Annotated in this window: 1 pseudogene; it reads left to right on the forward strand. The window is 63.8% G+C overall.

What is annotated here, in order from left to right:
• Positions 1-382 precede the first annotated feature (382 nt).
• Positions 383-2939 (forward strand): annotated as a pseudogene (gene secA, locus JCM25156_RS24170) (preprotein translocase subunit SecA); the annotation flags it as partial.

Consider the following 2939-nt stretch of genomic DNA (forward strand, 5'->3'; position numbering starts at 1 on the left):
TGGTCCGCCGTGGCGGCGGGCGCGGGCGTGGCCGGAGCCGGGGCGGGAGACGCCGCGACTGCAGGAGGAATGATGAAGGAGGAAGCAAGCAGGGCCATCGTTGCGACAGCCTTTGCCGGACCGGTCGTCCGCATGTGCAAAAAACCCTAGTTATGAACGCGTTCGGCGGGCATCATGGCGAAGGGTGGTCAAGCCTGCAAGGGCCGGATGCCCGATGGCTGTTTTTCCCCCGCCGCGCCGGTGGCGTTGCGGTCCGTCGGTTGACCCGTGGCGGTGTGGGTCCTATTTCATGTCTCCGCGCGAGAATTTTATCCGCCACGCCTGTCTTCGGTCCCGCCCGTCCCTGGCGGCCAGGCGGGACTGTCATTCCTGGAAGGTCTTCATGTTCGCCAGTATTGCCCGCGCTCTGTTCGGAACCGCCAATGACCGGGCGCTGAAATCGTATCAGCGGCGCGTACCCGCGATCAATGCGCTGGAGCCGCAGGTTCAGGCGCTGGATGATGCGGGGCTGGCCGCGAAAACGGTGGAATTCCGCGAGCGCATCGCAAAGGGCGAAACGCTTGACGCGCTCCTGCCCGAAGCGTTCGCCGTGTGCCGCGAGCCTCGCGGCGCGTGCTGGGCATGCGTCATTTCGATGTGCAGCTTATCGGCGGCATGGTGCTGCATGACGGCAAGATCGCGGAAATGCGCACGGGTGAGGGCAAGACCCTTGTCGCGACGCTGGCCGTCTATCTCAGCGCGCTGGCGGGGCAGGGCGTGCATGTCGTGACGGTCAACGACTATCTCGCCAGCCGTGACGCCGAGCAGATGGGCCAGCTGTATGCCTTCCTGGGTCTGACCATCGGCGTGGTCGTGCCCAACATTTCCGAGGAGGAACGCCGCGCGGCCTACCGTGCCGACATCACCTACGGCACCAATAACGAATTCGGCTTCGACTACCTGCGCGACAACATGAAGTACCGCGTGGAAGACATGGTCCAGCGCCCCTTCCACCACGCCATCGTGGATGAGGTCGACTCGATCCTGATCGACGAGGCCCGCACCCCGCTCATCATTTCCGGCCCGGCGGAGGACAGTTCCGACCTCTACCGCTCGGTGGACGAAGTGATGGTCGCGCTGGTGGCCGATCCCGAAACCTATGAAAAGGATGAGAAGTTCCGCTCCGTCATCCTGACGGAAAAGGGTGCCGAACAGGCCGAGGAACTGCTGCGCGGCGCGGGCGTGCTGGATGAGGGCGGGCTGTACGACAGCCATAACGTGGCGGTGATCCACCACGTCCAGCAGTCGCTGCGCGCGCATACGCTGTTCACGCGCGATGTCGACTACATCGTGCGCGGCGGCAAGGTCGTCATCATCGACGAATTCACGGGCCGCATGATGGAAGGCCGCCGCTATTCGGACGGGCTGCATCAGGCGCTCGAAGCCAAGGAGCATGTCGAGGTCCAGCAGGAAAACCAGACCCTGGCCTCGATCACGTTCCAGAACTACTTCCGCATGTATCCCCGCCTGTCGGGCATGACCGGCACCGCCATGACCGAGGCGGATGAGTTCGCGGACATCTACAAGCTCGACGTGATCGAGATTCCCACCAACCTGCCCGTCGCCCGCAAGGACGATGACGATGAGGTCTATCTGACCGCGCGTGAGAAATACGAGGCGGTGAGCAACCTGATCAAGGAAATCAGCGCCTCATCGGGCCAGCCGGTGCTGGTGGGCACGACCTCGATCGAGAAGAGCGAATACCTGTCTTCGCTCCTGCGCCAGAACGGCATCAAGCATAATGTCCTCAACGCCCGCTTCCATGAGCTTGAGGCCGAGATCGTGGCGCAGGCGGGCGCGCCGGGCGCGATCACCATCGCCACCAACATGGCCGGGCGCGGCACGGACATCAAGCTGGGCGGCAATGTGGATATGCTGATCAGCCAGCAGCTTGGCGGTATCGAGGATCCGGAGGAACGCGCCCGGCGCGAGGTCGAACTGCGCGAGAAGGTCGCCCGTGACCACGAGACCGTGCGCGCGGCGGGCGGTCTGTACGTGATCGGCACCGAACGCCATGAAAGCCGCCGGATCGACAACCAGCTCCGTGGCCGCGCGGGCCGTCAGGGCGATCCCGGCAATTCGCGCTTCTTCATCTCGCTTGAAGATGACCTCATGCGTATTTTCGGCACGGACCGCATGGGCAACATGCTCCAGAAGCTGGGCCTGAAGGAAGGGGAGGCCATCGTCCACCCCTGGATCAACAAGGCCCTTGAGCGCGCGCAGAAAAAGGTCGAGGCCCGCAACTTCGACATGCGCAAGAACACGCTCAAATACGATGACGTGATGAATGACCAGCGCAAGGAGGTCTATGCCCAGCGCCGGGAATACATGGGGGCTGACGATCTGTCCGCCATCATAGGCGAAATGCGCGAGGATGTGGTGCACGACATGGTGGCCCGCCGCATCCCGGAAAAATCCTTCCCCGAACAGTGGCTGAAGGACGAGCTGGCGCAGGACGTGCAGACCACGCTGAACCTGACCCTGCCGATTGCGGAATGGGCGGAGGAGGACGGCGTGGACGCGGGCGTCGTGACCGAGCGGATCGAGCAGGCGGCGGCCCAGTCCCAGGCCAGCCGGGCCGCGAATTTTGGCCCCTCCATCATGCGCTATGTTGAAAAGCAGGTGCTGCTGACAACATTCGATGCGGTGTGGAAAGAGCATCTGCTGGCCCTTGACCAGTTGCGCCAGGGCATCGGCCTGCGCGCCTATGGCCAGAAGGATCCGCTCAACGAGTTCAAGCACGAGGCCTTCGAACTGTTCCACGCCATGCTGGAACACCTGCGCGTGCGGGTTACCTCCACCATGCGCGGGTGGAAATGGCGCCGCCGCCGCTCGACAATCCCTTCGCCGGGGTGGCGGAAGTGCATTCCGACCCCGAGGTGCCGGGGCTGGAGAACGAG

It is taken from the genome of Komagataeibacter kakiaceti JCM 25156 (assembly GCF_000613305.1).